At 50.1% G+C, this 379-nt stretch carries 1 protein-coding gene; it reads right to left on the bottom strand.

What is annotated here, in order from left to right; genetic code table 11:
* A partial coding sequence (locus tag AB4585_RS25180) for an MlaD family protein (RefSeq protein ID WP_372171496.1) occupies window positions 1-379 on the bottom strand: 379 nt, incomplete at both ends.

Genomic DNA, 379 nt, shown 5'->3' with positions numbered 1-379 from the left:
GAATTCAATAGGTCGTGATAAGCCGGTTCAACGGTGGCTTGGGCGATGATGTCCTGTCGGTCTTTGCTAAGTTGCACATTGGTGATTTGACCGATTTCAATACCTCGGTAAACAAGTGGTGCGCCAGTTGGGTTGATATTGTTGTCGTCTGGAAGGGTTATCTTGATGGGGATACCGCGACCGGCGGTTGCCAGATCAGGGTAAAGCCTAAACTCAGTATCGGACTCTACGCGAGTGCCTTGAGCAGGAGAGTCGACGGCTATGCCACCTCCAATTAACGCAGCAAGGCTTTCAACTCTGACGTCAACGCCATCGAAGCCGACTTTGGCATTAATGCCCGATACATTCCAAAAACGACTCTCACTGGTAATGATGTGGT

Source organism: Vibrio sp. 10N.222.49.C9 (genome assembly GCF_041474985.1).
GTDB lineage: Bacteria > Pseudomonadota > Gammaproteobacteria > Enterobacterales > Vibrionaceae > Vibrio > Vibrio crassostreae_C.
The sequence above is the reverse complement of the archived record's forward strand: the minus strand, read 5'-3'. Positions and strand labels throughout refer to the sequence as shown.